Below are 25,958 nucleotides of genomic sequence, written 5' to 3' on the forward strand. Positions count from 1 at the left end.
ACCATGTCGATCGATGCGAACGGCGACGTCACGCTGCAGGGAGTCTCCCTGCGGAGCCTCCCGAAGGTGTCGCTGCACGACCACCTCGACGGCGCTCTGCGCCCCTCGACGATCCTCGAGCTCGCGGACTCCATCGGCCTCGAAGTCCCGGAGTCCGACCCCGCCGCCCTCGGCAGGTGGTTCGCGAAGCAGAGCGATTCCGGTTCGCTGGTCGAGTACCTCAAGACTTTCGACCTGACCACCGCCGTCATGCAGACCCAGGAAGGGCTCACCCGCGTCGCGCGCGAGTTCGTCCAGGACCTCGCAGCCGACGGTGTGGTCTACGGGGAGGTGCGCTGGGCTCCGGAACAGCATCAGGCGCGCGGCCTCACGCTCGAGCAGACCGTCGAAGCCGTGCAGCAGGGCATCGAGGAGGGCGAGGACGCGGCGGATCGCGACGGACGCAGCATCCGCGTCGGCCAGCTCATCACCGCCATGCGGCACACCGACCGGGCACGGGAGATCGCGGAACTCGCGGTCGACTTCCGCGGTCGCGGTGCCGTCGGCTTCGACATCGCCGGCCCGGAAGACGGCTTCCCGCCGTCGAACCACTGTGCCGCTTTCGACTACCTCGCCGACAACTTCTTCCCGGTGACCGTGCACGCGGGCGAGGCCGCGGGTCTCGCATCGATCCGCTCCGCGCTCATCGACGGTCGGGCGCTGCGTCTCGGCCACGGTGTGCGCATCGCCGAAGACCTCCAGGTCGTCACGCAGGAGGGCGACGAGGTGCAGGTGCAGTTCGGCGACCTGGCCCGCTGGGTGCGCGATCGTGAGATCCCGCTCGAGCTCTCGCCGTCGTCGAACCTGCAGACCGGCGCGATCGCCGCGTGGGGTGACACCCTGGCCGACCACCCGTTCGATCTGCTGTATCAGCTCGGGTTCTCGGTGACGGTGAACGTCGACAACCGCACCATGAGCGCCACTTCGCTGACCCGCGAGCTCGCCCTGCTCGTCGAGACCTTCGAGTACGACCTCGACGATCTCGAGACGTTCCAGTTCAATGCAGCTGCGGCCGCGTTCCTCCCCGTCGAGGAGCGGGAGGAGCTCGTCGAGTTGATCGCCGAGGGATTCGACATCTGACGGTGGCCTCCGGGGGGAGACGGCGCGGGGGCGTCGCAGGAATCATCATCGCAGCGGTGATCGTCGTCGTGGGCGGCGGTTTCACGGCGTACGTCTGGCTGAACCACGCACCGGCCGAGGCCGAAGCCGAAGCGAAGCCGTCGCGGACGCCGACACCGGTGATGACTCCGCCGCCGCTGACTCCCGCCGAGCAGCTCATCGCGGACGCCGCTGATCCGCTTGCCTGTGCGGTGACGTTCACCGGCGAGGGGGCTCCGGCCGACCCGCAGCTGCAGCGGCAGGACGGCCTGTACCAGGCGCTCCCGATCCCGGCCCTCGCCGGCCGTGTGTTCGCCGGCTGGTACCCGACAGCGGCGGATGCCGCGGCGTACACGGTCGCTGCCCGGGTGAACGGCGCGGACCCCGTGGTCTGCGACCAGCAGCAGGTCGAGCTCTTCGCCGCGTGGAAGACGCCGGAGCAGAACACCGCCGAGGGCGTGCAGGTTCCGATCCTCATGTACCACCAGTTCACGGCGAATCCCGAGGGGGAGTCCGGCTGGCTGCGCGGGAACTATGCCTACATCGGCGACTTCGACGCGCACATGAACCACATCGCGACGACCGGCTTCTACCTGCCCACCTGGGATGAGCTGAGCGCCTTCATCGACGGCCGGCTCTCGCTGCCCGCGCGGAGCGTGATCATCACCGACGACGATGCCGACCAGACCTGGTTCGACCTCGGGGCACCCGTGGTGGCGGCGCACAAGCTGCTCGCGACCTCCTTCATGGTGACCGCGTACCGGTCGGACCCGCCACCATCGATCTTCGTGCTCCGCCGCTCGCATACGCACGACATGCACAAGGCGGGAGACAACGGCGACGGCCTGATGGTCAACTGGACCGCGGATCAGATCGCCGCCGATCTGAACCTCTCCGGCGACACCCTGGGTGTTCGCGAGGTCATCGCCTACCCCTTCGGGCACTACAACGACACCGCCAAGCAGGGCGTCATGCAGGCCGGCTACGAGATGGCACGGACGATCGAACCCGGGTTCGTGACGATCGGTACCGACAAGCTCGCCCTCCCCGTGGTGCGCATCGACTACGGCATGGGGCTGGACGCCCTGGTGTCGCGCATCGGCTGACCGTCGTCGAGGCGGCAGGATGGTCGCATGCCCGACTCCGTCTTCATCGCAGGTCCCGCGACGTGGAACACGATCGTGGTGCTCGATCGACTTCCCGAGCCCGTGCCCCACATGCAGTTCGCTGAGGAGACCTGGACGACGGTCGGCGGAACGAGTGCCGGCAAGGCCCTGAGTCTCACCGGGCTGGGGCGTGCGACGCAGCTCCATGCTCTCGCCGGCCGCGACGCGGAGGGCGAACGGGTGCGAGCAGCCCTGCACGCCGCGGGAGTCCAGGTGCACTGGGGCGAAGGGGTGACCGAGCGGCATCTGAACCTCATGACCCGCGCCGGCGAACGGGTCTCTCTGTACCTGTCGTCGCCGGCCGCGACCGCGGGCGAGGACGATGCCTGGGTTCGCGTACGGATGCGGGAGGCGGGTGCGATCGTGCTCGACCTCGCCGCCGAGCCGCTGCGGCTCCTGCCGATGGCGCGGGAGACCGGAGTCCCGATCTGGGTCGACGTGCACGACTACGACGGTGACGCCGAGTTCCACCGCCCGTTCCTGGCGGCGGCTGACGCGGTGTTCTGCAACGCGGATCGCCTCCCGGACCCGGTCGCGTTCCTGCGTGCGCGCATCGCCGCCGGTGCCTCACTCGCCGTGTGCACGCTCGGAGCCGAGGGTGCGGTGGCCGTGGATGCAGAGGGGGTCGAACATCGGGTGGCGGCCGTGCCCGTCGAGGTCATCGACACGAACGGCGCGGGCGACGCCTTCCTCGCGGGTGTGCTCGATGCGCGCCTGGACGGGGCGGGAGTCGGCGCGGCACTCGAGGCGGGCGCGCGGACAGCCGCGGCCGTTCTCCGTTCGCGGCACCTGCATCCGCTGCTGGACGCGGTCGTCGACGCAGGGGAGTGACCCTCAGGGCGCGAGCGGGGCGAGGAACTCCTCGGTGAGCCGGGTGACCTCGTCGTGCATCTCTTCGGTCGAGATCGTCGGAGTGCCGTCGCCGGCCTGCGGGCCGTAGTCGCCGAAGGACGCGTGCGATGCCCCGTCGATCTCCACCATCTCGGCGTCGGCGGGTAGCAGGTCCCGCGCGTCGGCGATCTTCTCCGGAGTGGAGAGACCATCTTCGCTGCCGGAGATGCTGAGCACAGGAAGGCCGCTGTCCGACACGTCGGTCGCGCAGTACGAGCCGAACAGCACCAGTGCGTCGGCATCCGCTGCGAGCTGGCAGGCTCGGACGCCGCCCAGCGAGTGCCCACCCACACCCCAGACGTCGATATCGGGTGCAGCCGAGGTGAAGGCGTCGAGTCCACGCGGATCGAAGAAGGCCAGATTCAGCCAGGGGCGCGTGATCACGACCGTGGTTCCTTCCTCGGCGAGCCCCTGGAGGGTGGCCGCGTAGGCCCACGGGTCGACCTTGGCGCCGGGGATGAAGACCAGCCCGAGATCCGACTCGCCGTCGGCGGGGGCGAGCACGATGCCCTCATCCGCGTCGGTGACCGTGATCGCGGGGTTCTCCCGCACGGACGCGAGAGGCTCCGGCTCCGCGGCCATGACGCCGATCTGCGTGTATGCGACGACGCCGATCACCGCCAGCACCAGCACGATCGTGATACTCCACAGGACTCGTTTCAGGACCCGGCGGCCACGCTTCTTCTGCACGGATCAACGCTACCCCGCGTCGGCGCCCGTCCGCGCGACGGCGGGATGGGTGCGGAGGTACTCCTCGAATGCCTCGCGTGTCGTGCGACGCGGGGAATAGCCGAAATCCTCCTTCAGCCGGCGGTTCGTCAGCACCGGTCGGTACCGCAGGAACGGCACCTTCTCCGGTCCGTGCGGGGTGAGGCGCAGCATCCGTCCGAGTCGCAGCGCGGCCGACAGCGCCCAGGCGGGCAGCACGAGCTGCGGCTTGCCCAGACGAGCGGCGATCTCGGGCACGGTTATCCGTCCGTCGCCTGCGACGTTGAAGATGCCGGCGGGGCCGTCGGTCGCCGCCCGCACCATCGCGGCCGCCACGTCGTCCACCCAGACGAACACGAAGGGCGACTCCGATCCCGCGATGCGGAGGATGCGCCGCCCGTCCCAGAGTGCGGTGATCTGATTCCGCACGGTCGGGCCGAGGATCGTGCCGATGCGGAAGACCACCTGCTCGAGGTTCGGATGGCTCTCCCGGTGCTCGGCCAGAATCTCCTCCACCAGCCTCTTGTGCCGGGCGTACGGGAACGCGTCGTTGCCTCGAAGCGGCTGGCTCTCGTCGATCCACTCCGCATTGTCGGCGTGATAGCCGTACGCCGCCCCCGAGCTCGAGACCACGATGCGCTGCACGCCCGCCTCGACGCACGCGGCGAGGACGTTCGCGGATCCGGTCACATCGACGCGGTACTCCAGGTCGACGTCGTGGCCCGGATTCACGATTGCCGCGAGGTGCACCACCGTGTCGATGCGATGCTGCCGCAGCACAGGAGCGATCGCAGCGGCATCCGTCACGTCCAGGAGCGCATCGATGACGCCTGCGCGGGAGGCACCCGCTCGCAGGTCCGCGGCAACCACGACATCCACGTCGTCTCTCGCGGAGAGGGCCTGCGCCACGTGCGAGCCGAGGAAACCGCTGCCGCCGGTGATCAGCACCCGGGGCATCAGACCGCCTCGACGGTGGTGCGGCCGCTCGCGTCGCCGGTGCTGGACCCTGTGCGCTTCCTCGTGTGCCGGGCCCAGAGCCCAGCGAGGACGAGCCCGGCGATGATGTCCCAGATGCCCCACCAGCCGGCCACGATGGCCATGCCGCCGAGTCCGTCGAAGAACAGGAACACCAGGCCGAGGCCGAGGCCGGCGTTGCGGATGCCGACCTCGAAGGTCATCGCCTTGCGCTCACGAGTGCCGAGACCCCCGACCACGGCCGTGCCGTAGCCGAGCGCGAGCGCCACGGCGTCGTGCACCGCGACCACCAGCAGGATGATGCCGAGTACCTGCACGAACACCGCCCAGTTGCCGACCAGAGCGGCGATGATGAAGCCGAGCAGGGCGATCAGGCTGAACCACTTCACGAACGGCTGCACGCGGGCGCTGAACCCCGGTGCCTTGGCGCGCAGGAGCATGCCGAGGGCGAAGGGGAGGCCGACGATGAGGAAGATCTCCAGCAGCATCCGCCACGGGTCGAGGGTGATGTCGCGCAGCAGCGTGCGGGCGGTCGGGTGCAGCGAGGCCCAGAAGGTGATGCTCAGCGGCATCGCGACGATGTAGATGAGGTTCCCCACCGCGGTCAGCGAGACCGAGAGGGCGACGTTGCCGCCGGCGCGATGAGTCAGCACCTGCGAGATGTTCCCCGGGGGGCAGCAGGCCACGAGCAGCATCCCGAGCGCCATCGACGGCGGCACGGGGAGTATGAGCGTCAGCAAGAACGTCGCGATCGGCAGCAGGAGCAGCTGTGCGAGGATCGCGATCGCGAACGGCTTCGGATGCTTCACCACGACCCGGAAGTCACTCGGCGAAGTGTCCAACGCGATGCCGAACATGATGAGTCCGAGCACCACGTTGAGGATCGTGAGCGTGCCGGGCGTGAACGAGAGGACGACGTCGTCGACGTTCATGCCGAGGCCTCGAGTGCGTCCTTCTCGCGCCGCACCGCGCCCCGATAGGCGTCTTTGTTGACGTAGTACGCCATCCGGTCCAGGCCCAGGTAGTGATAGCCGCCCGTGACATCGGGCCACGCGGTGCCGGTGACCCGGTCGCGGAAGCGGGTCGCCCGCGCGGAGTCGATCTCGACCGCGTCGAGGTAGGCGGCGAGCAGCTCGGCTTGTTCGTAGCGGCCCTGCCACCCGATGCCGGACGCCTCGATCATTCCCATCACGTAGAGCCCGTTGAAGGAGGCGGGGAACACGTTCAGGAAGAGTCGGGGCGAGGCGCCCTGCCAGTGCAGGTGCTCCCGGTCGACGAACGGGTAGTCGAGCGTGTAGCCGGTGGCGAGCAGGACCAGGTCGTACTCGTCCGAGCTGCCGTCGCGGAAGTGCACCGTCCGCTCGGCGAAGCGGTCGACGTCCGGGCGGATGCGCAGGTCACCCTGGCCGAGGTGGTTGAGGATCAGGGTGTTCACGATCGGGTGCGACTCGTAGATGCGGTAGTCGGGCTTCGGGAAGCCGAACCGCACGGGGTCGCCCGTGAACGCGCGGAGGACGCGGCTGTCGACGGCCTGCTTGAGGCGCGCCGGCAGCGGACGGCCCTGGTTGAGGGTGTCGCTGGGCTTGCCGAACAGGTAGCGGGGCACGAAGTAATAGCCGCGCCGCACGCTCATGTCGACGGACACGGCGTGATGCACGGCATCCACGGCGATGTCGCAGCCCGAGTTCCCGGCGCCGATCAGCAGCACCCGCTTGCCGCGCAGCTGCTCGGGGGACTTGTACGCGCTGGTGTGCAGGAGCTCGCCCGTGAACTCCCCGCGGAAGGTCGGCACGTTCGGCTCGGCAAGGGTTCCGTTGGCGAGGACGACGCCGGCGTACCAGCGGGTGTGCTCGCCGTCGGGCCCGGCGCTCGTCAGGTCCCAACCGTCGTCGCGGGGTTCGAGGCGCGTGACCCGCGTGTCGAACCGGAACAGGCCCGTCAGCCCGAAGTGATCGGCGAAGTCGTCGAAGTACTCCTTCAGCACGCGGTGGCCGGGGTAGTCGACCCGCGACCGCATCGGGAACTCGGTGAACTCCGTCGTGGTGCGGGAGGAGATCAGGTGCGCGGACTCGTACATCGTGCTGCGGGGATTGGTGATGTCCCACAGGCCGCCGACGCCGTGTGCGGCCTCATAGCCGTCCACCACGATTCCGCGCTTCTGCAGCGCGCGCGCCGCGGCCAGACCCGATGGACCCGCGCCGATCACGGCGTATCTGTTCATGCTGCTCCCCGCACGTCAGTGTGCTCGAAAAAACGCCCCCGCCCACCGATCGTAACGGCTAGGCGGGGGCGTCGAGTTCCACCGGTCAGGCGGCTCCGAGGTGCTGGCGGCGCGCCGCGACGGCGTCCCGGATGGCCGGGAACAGCGGATGCTCCGGATCCAGGCCCGTGGTGCGGGCAGTGAAGGCCGCGGGCTCCTCCGCGCGCAGCAGGTCCTGTAGCTCGACCGACTGCTCGTCGGCCGGATCGTCGAACTCGAGCGCCGCCGACACGGCCGCCACGAGCGCCTCGGTCGGCAGGCCGCGCTCCGCGGCCATGGCGGCTGGTCCCACGAACCGCTCGTGCCGCGAGATCTTGCGCAGCGGCTGGCGTCCGACGCGCTGCACGGTGTCGACCAGCGCCGGGTTGCGGAAACGGTCGAGGATCGTGGCGCGGTACGCCGCGAGGTCCGCCGCATCCAGCCCGTGCTCGGCGACCAGCACGGCCGAGGTCTCCTCCAGCGCCGCAGACACGTTCGCCGCGATGGCGGGGTCGGCCAGGGCGTCCGAGATCCGTTCGATCCCGGCTCGCGCGCCGAAGTACGCGGTGGCGGCGTGCCCCGTGTTCACCGTGAAGAGCTTGCGCTCGATGTACGGTGCCAGATCGTCGACGAAGTGGGCGCCGGGGATGGTCGGAAGGGAGCCGCCGAACGGCCCCGACTCGATCGCCCACTCGAAGTAGGGCTCGACCGTGACATCCACGCCGCCGTCGGCGGGCTGTGCCGGCACGATGCGGTCGACCGCGGTGTTCGCGAAGACCGCGCGGGCGAGCAGCGTCCCGGCATCCGCCCCCGCAGCCGTCGCGATCTCCCGGCGAAGCAGATCGGTCGCGCCGATCGCGTTCTCGCAGGCCATGACCTGCAGCGGCGCGGCATCGGGGGAGCGGAGGGCGAGTCCGGCCACGGTCGACGGTGCCACGAATCGCAGCACCGTGGGCCCGACCGCTGTCGTGACGACATCGGCCGTCGCGACCTCCTCCGCCACGGCGGCGGGATCGGTGCGGCTGTTGACGGCACGGAACCCGGTGACGACGTGATCGGTCCCTCCGGGGCCGGCTTCGTGCACGGTGTACGAGTCGACCGCATTGATCGCGTCGACCAGGGCATCCGCGACGTCGGAGAACACGACCTCGTACCCGCCCTGGCGCAGCAGCAGACCGACGAACCCGCGCCCGATGTTGCCCGCCCCGAAGTGGACCGCCTTCATCCCTCGTTCACCTCCGACAGCAGGGCGTAGAGCTCCTCCGGGGTCTGCGCCGCGGAGAGCCGTGCCACGTCGTCCTCCTCGGAGAACAGGATCGCGATCCGGGAGAGGATCTCCAGGTGTTCGTCGCCGACGCCGGCGATGCCGATCACGAAGGTCGCGGGATCCCCCGACCAGTCGACGCCGCCGTCGTAGCGCACGACCGACAGGGCCGAGGCGAGGATGGCGTCCTTCGCGTCGTTGGTGCCGTGCGGGATCGCGAGTCCGTTGCCCATGAAGGTCGACACGGTCTCCTCACGCTGCCGCATGGCGTCAACGTAGGCCGGCGTGACGGCTCCGGCGGCGACGAGGATGTCCGTCGCCTCCTGGAGCGCCTCGTCGCGGGTCGCCCCACCGGGGTGGATGCGGACCTGCTCGGGGGTGAGAACGCTCATTCTGTGTCCTTTCGCTGGGATCGCACCATCTCGACGACCTCTTCGTACTTGGGCGAGTTCATGAAGTTGTCGACCGACACGTGGACCGAGTTCGGCGACTTCGCTGCGGCGCGCTCGGTGAGCTGCTGCTGCGTGATCACCACGTCGGCCGTTCCGTCGAGGTTCGCGATGGCCTGGTTGGTCACGTTCACGTCCTCGATGCCCGCCTTCTTGAGCTTGTTGCGGAGGACGCTGGCGCCCATCGCCGATGAGCCCATGCCGGCGTCGCACGCGAACACGATCCGCTCGATCGGTGCCGTGGCGACGGCGGTCGTGCCCGGAGTCGCGGCGGCCTCGGGTGCCGCAGCCGCGGTCGACGTGCGCAGCGCATCCATCGCGGCCGACGACTTGCCCTTGTTCGCCTCGGTCTGTGCGATCGCCGCGCCGAAGGCGTCGCCCTCGGCGGCGAGGTCGCGCTTGCGCGAAGCCCGCAGGATCACACCGGTGATGAGGAACGTCACGGTGGCGGCGACGATGACCGAGAGGTACACGACCAGCAGGTTCGGCACACCCGCGCCGAGGGCGGCGAAGGTCACCGCGATGATGCTGCCGGGCGCCGCCGGGAAAGCCAGACCGCCGTTCAGGAGCATGTTCGTCGTGACGCCGGCGGCACCACCCGCGATGAGGGCGAGGATCGTGGTGGGCTTGCTCAACGCGTACGGGAAGTAGATCTCGTGGATGCCGCCGAAGAACTGGATGATCGCTGCACCCGGCGCGGAGCCCTTCGCCGCGCCCACGCCGAAGAAGCTGAAGGCGAGGAGCAGGCCGAGGCCGGGGCCGGGGTTGGCCTCGATGAGGAACAGGATCGACTTGCCGGTCTCCGCCGCCTGCTCGATGCCGAGCGGGGTGAAGACGCCGTGGTTGATGGCGTTGTTGAGGAACAGCACCTTCGCCGGCTCGACGATGATCGACACGAGCGGCAGCAGCTGCAGGGTGACGAGCCAGTCGACCGCGGCGCCGAGCGCGGCGCTGATGCCGAGCATGACCGGTCCGAAGGCGAAGAAGCCGACGATCGCGAGGAGCATGCCCAGGATCCCGGCGGAGAAGTTGTTGACCAGCATCTCGAAGCCGGGGCGGATCTTCCCGTCCCAGATGCTGTCGACCTTCTTCATGATCCACGCGGCGATCGGCCCCATGATCATGGCGCCCAGGAACATCGGGATGTTGGTGCCGACGATCACGCCGACCGTGGCGATCGTGGCCACCACACCGCCGCGTTCGCCGTAGACCATGCGGCCGGCGGTGTTGGCGATCAGCAGCGGCAGCAGGTAGGTCACCATCGGGCCGACCAGGCCGACGTACGCGAGGATGTTGCCGCCATCGCCCTCCGCCACCGCGGTCATGGCGCCCTGCCAGCCGATGACGGCGGAGTCGCCGCCGCCGCCGATGATCTCGGCCACACCCGCCCAGTGCCAGCCGAAGGGGCTCTTGGCGCCGAAGAATCCGGCCGGGATGAAGAGCATCGTGATGAAGCCCCAGGCGATGAAGGCTGCGATGTTCGGCATGATCATGCCGGAGAGGAACGTGCCGAAGCGCTGCACGCCCACGCGGAGACCGCCGGGTTTCGTGGCGGCAGGTGACGTCGTCGTCATGATGTCGTCTCTTTCTTGTGGAGGGGGAGTTCCGCGGCGAGAGTGGCCGCGGCGGTTCGGGCGGAGGGAGCGTCGTCGGCGGCCAGGGCGGCCTCCGCGAGGCCCCGCGCCTCGGACAGGGTGCGTTCGGAGAGCGCGTGTCGCACGTCGGCCAGGGCCGAGGGAGCCATCGAGAGGCTGGTGGCGCCGAGGCCGACCAGCACGACGGCGAGGAGCGGATCGGCGGCGGCCTCGCCGCAGATGCCGACCGGTTTGGCCAGGCGTGCACCGGCGTCGCCGACCTCGCGCACGAGGCGCAGCACGGCGGGATGCCAGGGATCCTGGAAGCCGGCGACCGAGCCGAGCATGCGGTCGGCCGCCAGGGTGTACTGCGTGAGGTCGTTGGTGCCGATCGAGGCGAAGTCGGCGTGCGCGAGCACCCGGTCGGCGAGCAGGGCGCTCGCGGGGATCTCCACCATCACCCCGGCGGTCTGCAGCCCGTACTCGCGTGCGAGCCCGGTGAAGTAGATCGTCTCCTCGACCGTGGCGACCATCGGTGCCATGACCCAGAGATCGGCATCGGTCTCGGCATCGGCTTCGGCCAGCGCGGTCAGCTGCTCGCGCAGGATGTCCTCGCTGGCGCGCAGCGCGCGAAGGCCCCGCAGCCCGAGCGCCGGGTTCTCCTCGTGCGCGTCGTTGAGGAACGCCAGCGGCTTGTCGGCGCCCGCGTCGAGCATCCGGACCACGACCTTCTTGCCGGGGAAGGCGGCCAGCAGCTCGCGATACGACTCCCGCTGCTGGGCGATGGTCGGCGCCTGTGCCGAGGAGAGGAACAGGAACTCGGTGCGGAACAGCCCGACGCCCTCGGCCCCCCGAACGATCGCATCGGCCGCGTCTGCGGGCTTCCCCAGGTTCGCGAGCAGCGCGACAGGCGTGCCGTCGGCGAGGGCGCCGGGAGTAGGGGGAGCGGCCTCGGCCGACTGGCGGGCGGCGGCGCGCTGAGCCGCGCGGTCCTTCTCGTCCTCCGTCGGCTCGCGGGTGACCACCCCGCTGGCGGCGTCGACGATCACCGTCTCGCCCGTGACCAGCGGCGTGGCGTCGCCGACGCCGACGATCGCGACGATGCCCTTCTCCCTCGCGAGGATCGCGGTGTGGGAGGTGGGCCCGCCGTCGGTCGTGATCAGCGCGAGTACCTGATCCAGGTCGAGGAGTGCGGTGTCGGCCGGAGCCAGGTCGCGCGCGACCAGGACGAACGGGTGCCCGGGGTTCGGGACACCAGGGGCATCGACGCCGCGCAGGTGTGCGAGGACCCGCTGCGCGATGTCATCGAGGTCTGCGGCGCGCTCGCCGAGGTAACCACCGACGGCCTCCAGCGTGGCGCGGAACCCCGCGAACGCATCGTGCACCGCCCATTCGGCCGTCGCTCCGGCATCGATCCGGGTATCGACCTCGTCTTGGAGCGTCGGGTCCTCGGCGATCATCGCCTGCGCTTCGAGCACGTCTCGGGCTGCGCCGCCTGCCGCCTCACCACGTTCGTTGAGTTCGCGGGCGACGGTCGCGACCGCTTCGCGAACTCGCACGCGCTCGGCTTCGGTGCCCGCCGTGCTCGGCGAGTTCTCCGGAGCCGGCATCGCCTCGGCCATGCGGACGACCGGTCCCTGGGCCACGCCCAGACCGATGCCCACCCCGCGCAGCTCGCTCATCCGGCGGCGTCCTGGTCATGGTCGGTGGTGAGGAGCTCGGTGAGCGTGTCCAGCACGCCCTCGGCCCCGTCGCCGTCGGCCGTCAACGTCACATAGTCGCCGTACTCGATCGCGAGCGCGATCACGCCCAGGATGCTGGCGGCGTTGACCGGTTTGCCCGAGTCCTTGGCGATCGTCACGGCGATGCCCGAGTCCTTCGCCGCCTGCGCGAAGAGCTTCGCCGGGCGGGCGTGCAGTCCGTGGGAGGAGCCGATCCGGACGGTGCGGGTGGCGGTCATGATGTTCCTTTCGGGGTGTCGCCGGCGGCGGCGAGGATCGATCGGGCGAAGTCGAGGGTGCGAGAGCCGTCGCGGTCGGAGAAGACGTCATCCGGAAGCACGGCCACGGGCGATTCGACGCTGCGGCGCAACATCTCGAGCCGGTCGCCGAGATGCGGACCGACGAGGACGAGGTCGTGATCGGAGCCGGCGACGGAGCTCTCGGTGCCCGCCACCGCGTCCCAGCCGAGACCGGCCGAGGCTGCCGCAGTGCGAAGCCGCAGTGCGACGAACGTGCTCGACGCCCCGGCGCCGCACACCACGAGGATCCTCATCGACTCCCACCTTCCTGAGAACAGTCTGGGAACCGGGAGGTGCACCGCACCAACAGGTTCCTTTCCGCCCCCGCGGAACACCTCCTTCCGCCCGCGCATGCCGGCATGCTGACATCATGGAGACGACGTCGAGACAGTGCGGTCAGCATGCGGGAAGGGGAGGACCATGTCGCGCCAGCGCCAGGACCAGCTCCTCGCCGCTCTGTTGCGCCAGGAAGGCTGGGCGACGGCTGCCAGCCTCGCCGATCTGCTCGGGGTCACGCCGCGCAGCATCCGGTCCTACGTCGCGGCGCTGAACGCGCGGACTCCGGGCGCCGGGGTGATCGAGTCCGGCCCGGCCGGGTATCGCGCGGGTTCCGGCGCCCGCGGCGCGCTGCGGATGCGGCAGACCGGAGAGTCCGCGCCCCGCGACCGCCTGCACACCCTGGTGCGGCGGCTGCTCGACGAGCCCGCCGGGATCGACGTGTTCGACACGGCGGACGAGCTGCACGTCAGCGAGGCGACGCTCGAGGCGGATCTGGTCCGGGTGCGCAGCCTGCTCGACGGCACCGAACTCGCGCTCGAGCGCGACCGGGAGAGGGTGCGACTGCGCGGGAACGAAGCCGCGCAACGGCGTCTGCTCAGCAGGCTCGCGCACGACGAGATGGATGACGCCTCCTTCCACCCCGAGACGTTCCGACGTGCGCTGTCGCGGTCGGCCGTGGCCGCCAGTGCGGTCGGTCCGTTCAAGACATCGCTCGTGCGGGAGCTCGGGGAGCTCGGCTACTACGTGAACGAGCTCGCGATCGCCGATGTCCTGCTGCACATCGCGATCGCCGCCGAACGGGTGGCCGCGGGGCACGCCCTCGAATCGTCGCCGGCGGGTGCCCGGGAAGAGATTCCGCGGGTCGGTGCCGTGATCGCCCGCCTCGCCGCCGAGCACTTCGACGTGGTCCTCGGCGACGGCGACAGCGGTCACCTCGCCTCCCTGGTCCTGACCCGTATCGTCGCGCCGGGGGAGGATGCGACGCGGGAGGTCGCGCGCAGCGGTGTGGAGCCGGCGGTCGAAGCCGCAGTCCGGGCGGAGATCGCCCGAGCCGCCGACGACTTCCAGGTCGACCTCGTGGACGAGACGTTCGTCCTCCGCCTCGCCCTGCACGTGCAGAACCTGCTGCGACGGGCGGAGGAGAGCGCGCTGACGCGCAACCCGCTCACGCGCTCGCTCAAGACGACGTATCCCATGATCTTCGAGGTGGCCGTGTCGATCGCGAGTGGACTCCACGATCGCGTCGGCACCCCCATCCACGATGACGAGATCGCCTACATCGCCATGCACGTGGGCGGGCGGCTCGAGCGCAGTCGCAAGGCGGAGTCGATCCTGACCGCCACGATCGTCTGCCCGGGCTACCAGGAGCTGCACGAGCTGCTGCGATCGAGCGTCGACCGCTCACTCGGCTCCGCGATCGAGGTCACGACCGTGGTCACGAACGTGGACCCTGATTGGGCGTCGTTCGACACCGATCTCGTGCTCAGCACGATCGAGCCGGGGGACACGGGCGACCGCTTCGTGCGCATCCAGCCGTTCCTGACGGATGCCGATGTCGACCGCATCCAGCAGGCCGCGGCACGTGTCCGCCGTGGGAGGCGCCTCACCCGTCTGCGCGGCGAGCTCGCACGCTACTTCCTGGCCGACGCCTACGTCTTCCCGCTCCCGGATGAGGGCGAGGAGGCGATCATCAGACGCCTCGGCGGGCTGCTGCTGCAGGCGGGACTCATCGGCGAGGACTACATCGAGAACACCATCGTGCGCGAGCGGATGTCGTCGACCGCCTTCACGGATGCGCTCGCGGTGCCGCACGCGCTGCAGATGACGGCGACGCGCACGGCCATCGCGATCGGCGTGGCGGACGGCTCGGCCGCGTGGGGCGACGGGCGCGTGCAGGTCGTCGCGCTCGCCGCCTTCAGCGAGAGCGATCGGGCGGCGTTCCAGACGGTGTTCGAGCAGCTGGTCGAGGTGTTCAGCGAGCGCGAGAGCGTCCAGCGCATCGTCCGCAGGGGCACCACGTTCGAGGCCTTCCTCGACGAACTCGTCGCGGTGATCGACGGCTGATCCGCGCGTCTCACTCCCGCGGCGCGAGCACCTCGGCGAGCTGATCCAGCACGTCGTCCGCGGTGGCGGATGCCGCCGTCTCGAGCACGACCGCGTCACCGGACGAGATCCCGAGGTCCATGACCGCCAGCACGCTGCTCAGGTCGACCGTCGTGCCGTCGGCGGTCCGCAGGGTCACCGGGGAGCCGTGCGACTGCGCGAGTCGTACGAGCTCTGCCACCGGCCGGGCGTGCGCACCGTTGTGCGCGCTGACGATCAGGCGTCGGGTGGGCATGCTCAGGAGCGCTCGTCGAGCAGGGCGCGCACTCCTGCCTCGAGCTCTGCCACGGCATCGCGTGCCGCGTCGGCGGAGTCTGCTCGGGCGTCGATGTACACCTTGAGCTTCGGTTCGGTGCCGCTCGGTCGGACGATGACGCGCGAGCCGTCGCCGAGGCGATACCGCAGCACGTCGCCGGAGGGCTGTCCCGGTGCCGCCTGCAGCAGGTCCTCGGCCGAGGCGATCGTCCGTCCGGCGATATGGGTCGGTGGCAGCGAGCGCAGCGCGAGCATGACGTTGCCGATGATGGAGAGATCCTCGACGCGCACCGACACCTGGCCGCTCGCGTAGTGCCCGTACGTCTCGCCCAGCTCGTCGAGGAGGTCGATGAGCGTGGCTCCGCGGTCGCGCGCCTCGGCCGCGAGTCCCAGCACGGCGATCGCCGCGGAGACCCCGTCCTTGTCGCGCACCGTCTCGGGGTTCACGAGGTAGCCGAGTGCCTCCTCGAATCCGAAGACGATGCCGGGGGCGCGGGAGATCCACTTGAATCCGGTCAGGGTCTCGTGGAAGTCCAGCCCGTGGTGGGCGGCGACGGCACCGAGGCCGGGCGACGAGACGAGCGAGCAGGCCAACGAGGCCCCGGGCGTCCCGGCGGCGGCGCGAGCGGCCCGCGCGCCGAGCAGGAGCCCGACCTCGTTTCCCGTCAGGCGACGCCAGCCGTCCGCGGCGGAGTCGTCGGGAACCGCGACGGCCAGGCGGTCGGCGTCGGGGTCGTTGGCGAGGATGAAGTCTGCTTTCACGCGGCGTGCCCGTGCGAAGGCGAGATCCATCGCCCCCGGCTCCTCGGGGTTCGGGAACGAGACCGTGCGGAAGGTCGCGTCGGGCGTGAGCTGCTCGTCGACGACGAACGGCTGGGGGTATCCGGCTTCTCGCACGATGCGCGACAGCGTCTCCCAGCCCACCCCGTGCATGGCGGTGTAGACCCACCGCATACCGGAAGATCCGGCGGGCGCGGGAGCCACGGCCGCGGTGGCCGCGATGTAGGCGTCGACGACATCCTCGCCGGCGGTCTCGTAGGCCGTGGAGCGCGGCAGCGCCGCCACGGATCCGGAGTCGGCCGTGCGCTGGATGTGCGCCGCGATCTCGGCATCCGCCGGCGAGACGATCTGCGAGCCCTGGTCTGCCCCGCCGAGATACACCTTGTAGCCGTTGTCGTTCGGCGGGTTGTGGCTCGCGGTGACCATCACTCCGGCATCCGCACCGAAGTGGCGGACGGCGAACGCGAGCACGGGCGTGGGCAGCAGGCGGGGGAGCAGGATCGCGCGCAGACCGGCGCCGACGAACAGCTCGGCGGAGTCCGTGGCGAACACACGCGAGTTGCGTCGCCCGTCGTAGCCGATCACGACGGTCGGGGTGTGCCCGGGAACCGCCTTCTCGCCGAGGTACGCGGCGAATCCGGCGGCCGCCTGTGCCACGAGCACCCGATTCATCCGGTTGCTTCCCGCGCCGAGCTCGCCGCGGAGGCCGGCGGTGCCGAACTCGAGGCGTGCGCGGAAGCGGTCGTCGAGTTCGGCCAGGGCCGCGTCATCCCCGCCGGACGCCCGCGTGATCAGGGCGGCGAGCTCGTCGCGCGTCTCGTGATCGGGATCCTGTCGCAGCCAGGCCCGTGCCTGCGCGAGCCGCTCCTCGCTCACAGGGCCTCGACCACCCTGGCCAGGAGTGCGGAGATCACGGGCTCGGCCTCGCGGCCCGCCTCGATCACCTCGGCGTGACTGAGCGGAGTCTGCTGGATCCCGGCGGCGAGGTTGGTGATGAGGGAGAACCCGAGGATCTCCATGCCGGCCTCGCGGGCGGCGATCGCCTCGAGAGCGGTCGACATGCCGACGATGTGTCCGCCGATGTGCTTCGCCATCTGCACCTCGGCCGGGGTCTCGTAGTGCGGGCCGCGGAACTGGGTGTAGACGCCCTCGTCGAGCATCGGATCGATGGAGCGCGCGATGTCGCGCAGTCGCTTCGAATACAGGTCGGTGAGGTCGACGAAGGTCGCGCCCTCGAGAGGGGAGTCGGCGGTGAGGTTGATGTGGTCGCTGATCAGCACCGGCTGGCCGGGCGTCCACGTCTCGCGGATGCCTCCTGCACCGTTCGTGAGCACCATGATCTTCGCCCCCGTGGCGGCGGCGGTGCGGACGCTGTGCACGACGCGACGGACGCCGTGGGCCTCGTAGTAGTGGGTGCGCGCGCCGATCACGAGGACGTTCTTGCCTCCGGGCGTGCGGATGCTGCGGAGCGTGCCGACGTGTCCCTCCAGCGCGGGCTTCGAGAACCCGGTCACCTCGGTGGCGGGGATCGTTGCGACGGTCTCGCCGATGATGTCGGCGGCCTTGCCCCAGCCGCTGCCGAGGGTGAGTGCGATGTCGTGATTCTCGACTCGGGTCAGACGCGCGATGTCGGCGGCGGCCTGTGCAGCGACCTCGAACGGGTTCGCGGTCGGGTCGTCGAGAGGGTTGCTGTGCGTTTCGGGCATGGATCCACTCTAGGAAGGTGCAGGCTCCGGGGCCAGGATTGCGGAAGAATGGGTTGCATGTCTTCCACCACTTTCGAGCGCACTCAGCGCGTCGCCGTCCTCGGCGGCGGTCCCGGCGGTTACGAGGCGGCTCTCGCGGCCGCTCAGCTCGGGGCCGAGGTAACCCTGGTCGAGCGGGTGGGAGTCGGCGGATCGGCCGTCCTCACCGACGTCGTGCCCTCCAAGAGCCTGATCGCCACGGCCGATGCGGCGGTGGCCATCTCCGAGGCGAGCGACCTCGGCGTGAACTTCTACGCCAAGGGCGAGAACGGCAAGCCGCTCAAGCCCGAGATCGCGATCAACCTCGCCGCTGTCAACAAGCGACTCATCGCGCTCGCGGGCCAGCAGTCGGAGGACATGCGGGCGACACTGCTCGAAGCCGGCGTCCGGATCCTCTCCGGGCATGGGCGCCTCGAGGGCCCCACCGCGATCGTGGTGTCGACGGGCGAGAAAGGCACCGACTTCGATCGCGTCGAGGCCGACACGATCGTCGTGGCCGTGGGCGCCTCACCTCGTGAGCTCGATTCGGCCAAGCCCGACGGCAAGCGCATCCTCACCTGGACGCAGCTGTACGACATGAAGGCGCTGCCGGAGCATCTCATCGTGGTCGGCTCCGGTGTGACCGGTGCGGAGTTCGCCTCCGCCTACATGAACCTCGGCGCCAAGGTCACGCTCATCTCCAGCCGCGAGCAGGTGCTTCCCGGCGAGGACAAGGACGCGGCGAGCGTCCTGGAGAAGGTGTTCAAGCGTGGTGGGATGCAGGTGCTCTCGAAGTCCCGTGCCGACAAGGTCGAAGCCACCAAGGAGGGCGTGACCGTCACGCTGTCGGACGGTCGCACGGTCGAGGGGAGCCACTGCCTGATGGCCGTCGGCTCGATCCCGAACACCGCGGGGATCGGCCTGGAGGAGGCCGGCGTCGAGCTCGACGACTCGGGTCACGTGCGGGTGAACAAGGTCGCGCGCACCTCGGTGCCCAACGTCTACGCGGTCGGGGACTGCACGAACTTCTTCCCGCTCGCCTCGGTCGCCTCGATGCAGGGGCGCACGGCGGTCTTCCACGCGCTCGGTGACATCGTGATCCCGCTGGAGCTCATCAAGATCACCTCGAACATCTTCACCGCTCCCGAGATCGCGACCGTCGGATACGGCGTCAAGGACGTCGAGGACGGCGTCGCGGACGGCATGGTCTACAAGCTCCCGCTCGCGGCCAATCCCCGCGCCAAGATGATGGGCATCAAGGACGGCTTCGTCAAGCTCATCGCGCGCAAGGGATCCGGCACCGTCATCGGCGGCGTGATCGTGGCTCCGAAGGCTTCCGAGCTGATCTACCCGATCGCCGTGGCCGTCGAGCGTCGCCTCACGGTCGACCAGGTCTCGCGGGTCTTCGCCGCGTACCCGTCGCTCTCGAGCAGCATCACCGACGCGAGCCGCGCGATGCACCTCGTGAACATCTCCTGACGGGAGGGTCTTCGCCGAAACCCCTACTTCACGCCGAGACCCCGGGTCGCATGTGTCTGCGACCCGGGGTCTCGGCGGTAGTCGGGGGCCTCGCCGAGGCGAGGAGGCGAGGGATCAGCTGATCGTGAGCAGCTGGTGTCCGGCGGAGACCGTCAAGCCGGCATCCGCGTTGATGTTGCCGATGACGCCGTCCTTGTGCGCCTGCAGCGGCTGCTCCATCTTCATCGCCTCGAGCACGACGACGAGGTCGCCCTTGACGACCTGCTGCCCGTCTTCGACGGCGACCTTGACGACGGTGGCCTGCATGGGCGACTTCACGGCATCGCCGGATGCGCCGGCGTTCGCCGTGGTGGCGTGGCTGCGACGCGACGGCGGTACGACGGCGGGGCGACCCGCGGTGCCCGGAGCGACCGCGACGCGATCCGGCAGGCTCACCTCGAGACGCTTGCCGGAGACCTCGACGACGACCGTGTGGCGCGACTCGCCGGCGGCCGGCGACTCGAGCTCGCCGTCCCACGCGGGGATGTCGTTCACGAACTCGGTCTCGATCCAGCGGGTGAAGATGGCGAACTCACCGTTCTCCGCGGTGAACGCGGGGTCGCGGACGACCTTCCGGTGGAACGGGATGACGGTGGGGAGGCCGGCGACCTCGAACTCGTCGAGTGCGCGGCGGGAGCGCTCCAGCGCCTCCGCCCTGTCCTTGCCGGTGACGATGATCTTCGCGAGCAGCGAGTCGAACGCTCCCGAGACCGAGTCGCCGGCGGTGACCCCGGAATCGAGACGGATGCCGGGACCCCCGAAGGTCTTGAAGACGTGGATCGGACCGGGCTGGGGGAGGAACCCGCGGCCCGGGTCCTCGCCATTGATGCGGAACTCGATCGAGTGGCCCTGCGGCTTCGGGTCGTCGTAGTCGATGGTTCCACCGGCGGCGATGCGGAACTGCTCGCGCACGAGGTCGATGCCGGTGACTTCCTCGGATACCGGGTGCTCGACCTGCAGACGGGTGTTCACCTCGAGGAACGAGACGGTGCCGTCGGCGCCGATCAGGAACTCGCAGGTGCCGGCGCCGACGTAGCCGACCTCCTTGAGGATGGCCTTCGACGCCGAGTAGAGCAGGTCGTTCTGCTCCTCGGTCAGGAACGGAGCAGGAGCCTCTTCGACGAGCTTCTGGTGGCGACGCTGCAGCGAGCAGTCGCGCGTCGAGATCACGACGACGTTGCCCGCGGCGTCGGCCAGGCACTGGGTCTCGACGTGGCGCGGCTTGTCCAGGTACTTCTCGACGAAGCACTCGCCACGACCGAACGCGGCGACGGCCTCGCGAGTCGCCGACTCGAACAGCTCGGCGACCTCGTCGAGCTCGCGGGCGACCTTGAGGCCGCGTCCGCCGCCGCCGTAGGCCGCCTTGATGGCGATCGGGAGGCCGAACTCCTTCGCGAAGGCGATGACCTCGTCGGCTCCGGACACGGGACCCGGCGTTCCGGGAGCCAGGGGAGCGCCGACCTTCTCGGCGACGTGACGCGCGGTCACCTTGTCGCCGAGGGCCTCGATCGCCTCGGGCGATGGGCCGATCCAGGTCATCCCCGCATCGATGATGGCGCGGGCGAACTCGGCGTTCTCCGCAAGGAACCCGTAGCCGGGGTGCACGGCGTCGGCTCCGGCGCGGCGGGCGATCGAGAGGATCTTCTCGATCTGCAGGTAGGTCTCTGCGCTGGTGGAGCCGCCGAGCGCGTAGGCCTCGTCGGCGAGTCGGGAGTGCAGGGCATCTCGATCCTGGTCGGCGTAGACGGCGACCGACGCGATCCCGGAGTCTCGGGCGGCGCGGATGATGCGTACGGCGATCTCGCCGCGGTTGGCGATGAGCACCTTGGCGATAGCAGGCATGGTTGCCAGCCTAGCGAGAAGGCCCTCGATCCCTTTGACGACTCCCCACAAGAAAGTGGGGGAAACGTGGAGGGGAGTCTACGACCACAGATCCGTCCACCGGACGCCGAGCTCTGCGGCCAGGCGCCGCACGGTCGACAGGGACATGCCCACGACGGTCGAGGGATCGCCGTCGACCCGGGTGATGAAGGCGCCGCCGAGGCTGTCCACCGTGAACGCTCCGGCCACGTGCAGGGGCTCGCCCGAGGCGACGTAGGCCGAGATCTCGGCGTCGGTGACGTCGTCTGCGAAGGTCACCGCCGCCTCGGCGACCGCCGTCGCCTCGACGGGGTCCTCGCCGGGGATGATCCGGAACACCGAGTGCCCGGAGTGCAGGATGCCGGTCGCGCCGCGCATCTCCTGCCAGCGCCGGGTCGCCTCCTCCGCGGTGTACGGCTTGCCGTAGACCCGCCCGCCGAGGGCGAACATCGAATCGCCGCCGATCACGAGACCGTCGAACTCCCCTGCCTCGGCAAGGGACCGGGTGACCGCCGCGGCCTTGGCGCGGGCGAGGAGCAGCACCAGCTCGGCGGGGGCGAGCGGGGTGCCTCGTTCTGCCTCGGCGGCGGCGGCGACGGCATCCTCGTCGACGTCCGGAGAGAGGGTGAGCGGCTCGATCCCCGCCTGCCGCAGCAGCATCAGTCGGGCGGGAGACGTGGAGGCGAGGCAGACGCGCATGTCCACCACCGTATCCTCGAAGGATGACTTCCTCCCCAGCCGACGTGCTCGAGCTCGACATCACCGGCATCGCACACGGGGGCACCTTCGTCGCCCGCCATGAGGGCCGCGTGGTCTTCGTTTCAGATGCGATCCCCGGGGAGCGCGTGCGCGCCAGGGTGATCGCCCCGCAGGAAGGGGCGGACGCGTCGACGCGCAGCTTCTGGCGAGCCGAGACGATCGAGGTCCTCGACGCGTCGGAGCACCGCCGCCCGCACATCTGGGCCGAAGCCGACCTCTCCCGTGATCCTGCGGACCGTCCGGGCGGAGCCGATCTCGGACACATCGACCTCGGACACCAGCGGGTGCTCAAGCGCCAGGTGCTGACGGAGGCCCTCGACCGGTTCGCGGGTCAGGGGCTCGACGCTCCGGAGATCGAGGCCGTCGATTCCGGAGACGGCACCGGGTGGCGCACCCGCGTCACCCTGCACGTGGACGAGTCGGGCGAGGTCGGTCCTTTCGCCGCGCGCAGCCACCGCGTCATCCCCGTCAGCAACTACCCGCTCTCGCGTCCCGCCATCGCCGAGGCAGCACTCGCCCTGCACGGCGAGGCACCGGGACGTATCGAACTCGTCGAGCCCGCAGACGGCCGGGTCCGCGTCATCCGGCGGGAGGAGACCGAGCGGCCCGCGAAGGTCGCTCGCGGTTTCCGTCGTCGCCCGACACCGGAAGTGATCGAGGAGATCGTCGGCGACCGCCGCTTCCAGGTCGACTCGACGGGCTTCTGGCAGGTGCACCCGCGGGCGGCATCCGTGCTCGACGCCGCCGTCTACGGCGTCCTCGAGGGTCACGTCGACGAGGAGAAGACGCACTACGACCTCTACGGCGGCGTCGGGCTCTTCGCTGCGACCCTTGCCGACCTCGGCGGCACCGACATCGTCACGGTCGAGTCGAGCGCCCGGGCCACCCAGCACGCTGCCGCGAACCTCGCCCCGCTCGAGGTGAAGGCCGTGACGGCGCGCGTGGACCGCTTCCTCTCCACGCAGAAGGGCGCGGGGCGCACCGGAGCCGTCATCCTCGACCCGCCGCGCGCCGGGGCGGGTCGCCAAGTCGTCGAGGCGGTGCACGCCCTCGCGCCGGAGGCGATCGCCTACGTCGCGTGCGATCCCGTCGCCCTCGCCAGAGACCTCGGCACGTTCCGGACCCTCGGGTGGAAGGTCGACCGCCTGCGCGGCTTCGATCTCTTCCCGCACTCGCACCACTTCGAGGTCGTCGCCCTGCTCACGAGGTGACCGATCCGGGCCGCCGCCCGGTACTCACTAGGCTGGGTGGATGAGCAGGGTCGCACTCATCGACGATCACGAGTCCGTTCGCCTCGGCCTCGAGGCCGCGTGCGCGCGCGATTCGCAGACGGTGGTCTTCTCCGGCAGCACGGTCGTCTCCTACCTTGAGTGGCGAGTGGCCTCCGGGTCCGCTCCGGCCGACGTGGTCGTGCTCGACCTCACGCTCGGCGACGGATCGACCGTGACGGAGAACGTGACCTCGCTCGTGAACGACGGGGCGAGCGTCGTCATCCACAGCGTCGCCGACCGTCCCGCAGCGGTGCGCGAGGCGCTCTCGGCCGGGGCCGCCGGCGTCGTGAGCAAGTCATCCGCTCTCGACGACGTCCTGGATGCGATCCGGACCGTCGCGCAGGGCGAAGCGCTCAACAACGTCGAGTGGGCCAGCGCCGTCGACGGTGATCGGGCGTTCGCCGACGCGCAGCTCTCCACCCGCGAGCGCGAGGTGCTCCGGCTCTACGCCACGGGGTTGCCGCTGAAGGCCGTCGCCGAACGCCTGGGCGTCGCGTACTCGACGGCCAAGGAGAACATCACCCGCGTCCGGGTGAAGTACGTAGAGGTCGGTCGCCCGGCACCGACCAAGGTCGACCTCCTCCGTCGCGCGATGGAAGACGGGATCGTCGCGGCCGACGGGGCGCCGAGTGCCCGCTGATCCGCTCAGCATCCGTGATGCCTGGAGCAAGATCCCCTCGCCCGGCAGCGCGGACACCGATTTCGAGCGCTTCACCGGCAAGCGCATGGAGCGGATCCTCGCGATCGTCGTGGCGATCGGTTCGGCCGCGCTCGGCGTGCAGGCTCTGATCGCGGCGTTGAGCTCTCCGTCACGGGCCGACGCGGCGGACGTCATGATCCTGACCGTGGTGTTCGTGCCCCTGGCGGCCATGCTCGCGGCCTGTCTGATCGGCCGCGGTGTTCGCCTCTTCTCCGGCATCTTCGCCGTGGTCTACGTGCTCGCACTCGCCGCATGGCCGACCGTCGTCGACCCGACGGACAAGAGTGCGGGCGATCAGCCGTGGATCTTCTTTCTCGTCAACGTCGGGGTCGTCGCGGCCATGCTCGCGTTCCCGCTGCGGCTCCAGTTCGCCTGGGCGGCCGGGATGCCGTTCGTCTACGGCTACGTCCGGCTCGTCCAGGGCGAGTTCTCGCGGGAGTTCTGGGTCACGACCGCTTTCGATGTGTCGTTCACGCTGATCCTGGGCGTGGTCATGATCTCGCTCGGTTGGATGTTCCGCTCGGTCGCGGCAGGCGTCGATGAGGCCAGAGGGCAGGCCGTCGCGTCGTACTCGACCGCTGCTGCCGCCGCCGCCGCGGAGGAGGAGCGGGTGGCCATGTCCGCACTCATGCACGACAGCGTTCTGGCTGCGCTGATCGCCGCCGAGCGCGCGGAGGGCGAACGGGCGAAGGAGCTGGCGGTCGCGATGGCACGGGAAGCGCTCACCCGCCTCGCCAACACCGAGGCCGCGGTGGCACAGGAGGGGAGCGACGAGCCGATCGGAACGGCGCAGATCGTGGTGGAGCTCCGTCGAGCGCTCTCCGAGCTGGGCGCCGATGCGATCGTCGAGGAGCGCGGCGGGATCGGGCTCATCCCCGGTCGCGCTGCCCGGGCCCTCGTGCTCGCAGCGCGTCAGGCCATCGGCAACGCCGTCGCGCACGCCAACGGGCGCGGACTGCACATCATCGCCGAGGGCCATGGCGATGAGGGGATCGCCGTGACGGTGTCCGACACCGGACCGGGTTTCGACGTCGAGAGCATCGGCGCGGACCGCCTGGGCATCCGGGCGTCGATCCTGGCTCGCATGGCCGGTGTCGCCGGCACGGCGGAGATCCGGTCGGACGAGCACGGCACGACCGTGGTCCTCGGATGGGAGCGCTCGTGAACCGCACCGTCCGCAGCGTCGCCACCTCGCTCGCCGTCGGGTTCGCGCTGTACTTCGTCGCGCGCGGAATCTGGTGGATCGAGCAGCCCACCGTACCGCTGCTGATGGTCGTCGCGATCGGTCTGTACCTCGCCGTGGTCAACATCGCGATCCTCGGCGGCGCCGCTTCGGTGCGGATGCCGCTGTGGTCGGCTGTGCTGGCGCTGCTGGCCAGCGCCGCGATCCCTGCGCTCGTGACGTTCGCGCTCGACCCCGCCGACCGCACGGCGCCTTTCGCGACCTGGTACATCGGTGCGCTCGGACTGCTCGGGGTCGTGTGCATCGTGCGTCGTCGGTTCCTGGTCGGCTGGGCGACGCTTGCGGTGCTGGTGATGGAGGCATCCGCGTATCTGGGCCTCGGTGTGGCGTTGAGCCTCGGTCTGGTGGGGTCGATCATGTGGGTCGTCGTCGCCCGACTGCTGGTGATGTTCTGGGATCGTGCGGTCCGCGACACCGAGCGCCTCGCCGAGATCCAACAGGCGGTCTCGGCCTGGCACGCCACACAGCGCGTGCGTCAGCGCGAGCGGCGTCTGCGCACGCAGTTCGCTCTGGCTGTCGCCGGTCCCGTGCTGAGCCGTGTGGTGGCGTCTCGCGGTGCCCTGAACGAGAAGGAACGCTTGGATGCGCGCCTTGCCGAGGGGCGGCTGCGGGACGAGTTGCGGGGTGCGGACCTGCTCAACGATGCCGTGCGCAACGCGATCGATGCCGCGCGTCGGCGCGGCGCGGTCGTCACGGTGTTCGACGAGGGTGGTTTCGACGGCATAGCGGAGGCGCGCCGGGTCGAGATCCGCGATGAACTGGCCGCCGTGCTCACCCGCGCGCAGAGCGCTCGACTCATCATCCGCTCGGCCCGTGATCCTCGCGTCGTGGTGACGGTGGTCGGCCGAGCAGGAACGCGCTCCTCCGGAGACGATGATTCCGTCGACCTGTGGCACGAGATCCTGCGGGTCTCCGCAGCGGGCTGATCGCCGCCCCTCGGCTCCGGTGGGGGAGGGGACCGGAGTCGAGGCGGTAGAGAGTGGGCGAGGGGCGGCGTATCCGCCTGCCCCTCGCCGTGCGGACAGTTACCCGAAAACCGTCCG

24 protein-coding genes are annotated in these 25,958 nt (G+C 70.1%); 9 read left to right on the forward strand and 15 right to left on the reverse strand.

The window, feature by feature from the left end:
* The first annotated feature begins 3 nt into the window (after positions 1 to 3).
* Genes ACFC14_RS17950 through ACFC14_RS17960 form a run of 3 tightly spaced genes read left to right on the forward strand, consistent with a single transcriptional unit; the run spans position 4 to position 3,134 of the window.
* On the forward strand, positions 4 to 1,119 hold the full coding sequence (locus ACFC14_RS17950) for an adenosine deaminase (RefSeq protein WP_376107671.1): 1,116 nt from the start codon (positions 4 to 6) through the stop codon (positions 1,117 to 1,119).
* A gap of 56 nt (positions 1,120 to 1,175) precedes the next feature.
* Positions 1,176 to 2,243, forward strand: a complete 1,068-nt coding sequence (locus tag ACFC14_RS17955; protein WP_376107674.1) for a polysaccharide deacetylase family protein — start codon at positions 1,176 to 1,178, stop codon at positions 2,241 to 2,243.
* 27 nt (positions 2,244 to 2,270) lie between these two features.
* Positions 2,271 to 3,134 (forward strand): carbohydrate kinase family protein, encoded by an 864-nt coding sequence (locus tag ACFC14_RS17960; protein WP_376107677.1) that lies wholly within the window; start codon positions 2,271 to 2,273, stop codon positions 3,132 to 3,134.
* A gap of 3 nt (positions 3,135 to 3,137) precedes the next feature.
* Here the strand turns inward: ACFC14_RS17960 and ACFC14_RS17965 are convergent, their stop codons facing one another.
* From ACFC14_RS17965 to ACFC14_RS18010, 10 genes are all read right to left on the reverse strand, one after another.
* On the reverse strand, positions 3,138 to 3,884 hold the full coding sequence (locus ACFC14_RS17965) for an alpha/beta hydrolase (protein ID WP_376107681.1): 747 nt from the start codon (positions 3,882 to 3,884) through the stop codon (positions 3,138 to 3,140).
* Between the two features lie 9 nt (positions 3,885 to 3,893).
* Complete coding sequence (locus tag ACFC14_RS17970; RefSeq protein ID WP_376107683.1) at positions 3,894 to 4,859, reverse strand: NAD-dependent epimerase/dehydratase family protein; 966 nt, start codon at positions 4,857 to 4,859, stop codon at positions 3,894 to 3,896.
* A complete protein-coding gene (locus ACFC14_RS17975; protein ID WP_376107686.1) occupies positions 4,859 to 5,809 on the reverse strand; it encodes a bile acid:sodium symporter family protein in 951 nt (316 codons plus the stop codon). The genes ACFC14_RS17970 and ACFC14_RS17975 overlap by 1 nt, the downstream gene beginning before the upstream one ends.
* Positions 5,806 to 7,098 carry a flavin-containing monooxygenase gene (locus ACFC14_RS17980; protein WP_376107689.1) on the reverse strand — a complete coding sequence of 431 codons (1,293 nt, stop codon included), beginning with the start codon at positions 7,096 to 7,098 and terminating at the stop codon, positions 5,806 to 5,808. Before ACFC14_RS17980 ends, ACFC14_RS17975 begins: the two co-directional genes overlap by 4 nt.
* Positions 7,099 to 7,183: 85 nt before the next feature.
* The gene (locus ACFC14_RS17985) at positions 7,184 to 8,341 is read right to left on the reverse strand and encodes a mannitol-1-phosphate 5-dehydrogenase (protein ID WP_376107692.1); all 1,158 of its coding nucleotides are present in this window, start codon (positions 8,339 to 8,341) and stop codon (positions 7,184 to 7,186) included.
* Positions 8,338 to 8,772, reverse strand: coding sequence for a PTS sugar transporter subunit IIA (locus ACFC14_RS17990; RefSeq protein ID WP_376107695.1), 435 nt, complete (start codon positions 8,770 to 8,772; stop codon positions 8,338 to 8,340). The genes ACFC14_RS17985 and ACFC14_RS17990 overlap by 4 nt, the downstream gene beginning before the upstream one ends.
* Positions 8,769 to 10,403 carry a PTS mannitol transporter subunit IICB gene (locus ACFC14_RS17995; protein ID WP_376107698.1) on the reverse strand — a complete coding sequence of 545 codons (1,635 nt, stop codon included), beginning with the start codon at positions 10,401 to 10,403 and terminating at the stop codon, positions 8,769 to 8,771. Before ACFC14_RS17995 ends, ACFC14_RS17990 begins: the two co-directional genes overlap by 4 nt.
* Positions 10,400 to 12,085: a phosphoenolpyruvate--protein phosphotransferase gene (gene ptsP, locus ACFC14_RS18000; RefSeq protein WP_376107701.1), complete on the reverse strand. Its 1,686-nt coding sequence runs from the start codon at positions 12,083 to 12,085 to the stop codon at positions 10,400 to 10,402. The genes ACFC14_RS17995 and ptsP overlap by 4 nt, the downstream gene beginning before the upstream one ends.
* Positions 12,082 to 12,363, reverse strand: a complete 282-nt coding sequence (locus ACFC14_RS18005; RefSeq protein ID WP_136041541.1) for an HPr family phosphocarrier protein — start codon at positions 12,361 to 12,363, stop codon at positions 12,082 to 12,084. The genes ptsP and ACFC14_RS18005 overlap by 4 nt, the downstream gene beginning before the upstream one ends.
* The gene (locus ACFC14_RS18010) at positions 12,360 to 12,677 is read right to left on the reverse strand and encodes a PTS sugar transporter subunit IIB (RefSeq protein WP_376107704.1); all 318 of its coding nucleotides are present in this window, start codon (positions 12,675 to 12,677) and stop codon (positions 12,360 to 12,362) included. Before ACFC14_RS18010 ends, ACFC14_RS18005 begins: the two co-directional genes overlap by 4 nt.
* A gap of 166 nt (positions 12,678 to 12,843) precedes the next feature.
* On the opposite strand from ACFC14_RS18010, the gene ACFC14_RS18015 reads away from it, so the two are divergent.
* Positions 12,844 to 14,766 carry a BglG family transcription antiterminator gene (locus tag ACFC14_RS18015; protein WP_376107707.1) on the forward strand — a complete coding sequence of 641 codons (1,923 nt, stop codon included), beginning with the start codon at positions 12,844 to 12,846 and terminating at the stop codon, positions 14,764 to 14,766.
* Between the two features lie 10 nt (positions 14,767 to 14,776).
* On the opposite strand, the gene ACFC14_RS18020 is transcribed toward ACFC14_RS18015, so the two are convergent.
* Genes ACFC14_RS18020 through ACFC14_RS18030 form a run of 3 tightly spaced genes read right to left on the reverse strand, consistent with a single transcriptional unit; the run spans position 14,777 to position 17,546 of the window.
* Entirely contained in the window at positions 14,777 to 15,040 is a 264-nt protein-coding gene (locus ACFC14_RS18020) for an HPr family phosphocarrier protein (protein WP_376107710.1), read from the reverse strand.
* 2 nt (positions 15,041 to 15,042) lie between these two features.
* The gene (locus ACFC14_RS18025; RefSeq protein ID WP_376107713.1) at positions 15,043 to 16,716 is read right to left on the reverse strand and encodes a phospho-sugar mutase; all 1,674 of its coding nucleotides are present in this window, start codon (positions 16,714 to 16,716) and stop codon (positions 15,043 to 15,045) included.
* Positions 16,713 to 17,546 carry a purine-nucleoside phosphorylase gene (locus tag ACFC14_RS18030; RefSeq protein WP_376107716.1) on the reverse strand — a complete coding sequence of 278 codons (834 nt, stop codon included), beginning with the start codon at positions 17,544 to 17,546 and terminating at the stop codon, positions 16,713 to 16,715. Before ACFC14_RS18030 ends, ACFC14_RS18025 begins: the two co-directional genes overlap by 4 nt.
* A 48-nt stretch (positions 17,547 to 17,594) precedes the next feature.
* On the opposite strand from ACFC14_RS18030, the gene ACFC14_RS18035 reads away from it, so the two are divergent.
* The gene (locus ACFC14_RS18035; RefSeq protein ID WP_029262532.1) at positions 17,595 to 19,043 is read left to right on the forward strand and encodes an NAD(P)H-quinone dehydrogenase; all 1,449 of its coding nucleotides are present in this window, start codon (positions 17,595 to 17,597) and stop codon (positions 19,041 to 19,043) included.
* Positions 19,044 to 19,157: 114 nt separating this feature from the next.
* Here the strand turns inward: ACFC14_RS18035 and ACFC14_RS18040 are convergent, their stop codons facing one another.
* Positions 19,158 to 20,924: an acetyl/propionyl/methylcrotonyl-CoA carboxylase subunit alpha gene (locus ACFC14_RS18040; protein WP_376107719.1), complete on the reverse strand. Its 1,767-nt coding sequence runs from the start codon at positions 20,922 to 20,924 to the stop codon at positions 19,158 to 19,160.
* Between the two features lie 78 nt (positions 20,925 to 21,002).
* A complete protein-coding gene (locus ACFC14_RS18045; protein ID WP_376107948.1) occupies positions 21,003 to 21,641 on the reverse strand; it encodes a Maf family protein in 639 nt (212 codons plus the stop codon).
* A 23-nt stretch (positions 21,642 to 21,664) separates the two neighbouring features.
* Here ACFC14_RS18045 and ACFC14_RS18050 point away from each other — a divergent pair, with 23 nt between their 5' ends.
* From ACFC14_RS18050 to ACFC14_RS18065, 4 genes are read left to right on the forward strand one after another with little or no spacing between them, the layout of a single operon-like run.
* Positions 21,665 to 22,912 (forward strand): class I SAM-dependent RNA methyltransferase, encoded by a 1,248-nt coding sequence (locus ACFC14_RS18050; RefSeq protein ID WP_376107722.1) that lies wholly within the window; start codon positions 21,665 to 21,667, stop codon positions 22,910 to 22,912.
* 40 nt (positions 22,913 to 22,952) lie between these two features.
* Positions 22,953 to 23,612, forward strand: coding sequence for a response regulator (locus ACFC14_RS18055; RefSeq protein ID WP_376107725.1), 660 nt, complete (start codon positions 22,953 to 22,955; stop codon positions 23,610 to 23,612).
* A complete protein-coding gene (locus ACFC14_RS18060) occupies positions 23,602 to 24,837 on the forward strand; it encodes an ATP-binding protein (protein ID WP_376107728.1) in 1,236 nt (411 codons plus the stop codon). The genes ACFC14_RS18055 and ACFC14_RS18060 overlap by 11 nt, the downstream gene beginning before the upstream one ends.
* The gene (locus ACFC14_RS18065) at positions 24,834 to 25,841 is read left to right on the forward strand and encodes a hypothetical protein (protein WP_376107730.1); all 1,008 of its coding nucleotides are present in this window, start codon (positions 24,834 to 24,836) and stop codon (positions 25,839 to 25,841) included. The genes ACFC14_RS18060 and ACFC14_RS18065 overlap by 4 nt, the downstream gene beginning before the upstream one ends.
* Positions 25,842 to 25,958: the final 117 nt, after the last annotated feature.

It is taken from the genome of Microbacterium sp. NPDC055988 (assembly GCF_042269505.1).
Lineage (GTDB): Bacteria > Actinomycetota > Actinomycetes > Actinomycetales > Microbacteriaceae > Microbacterium.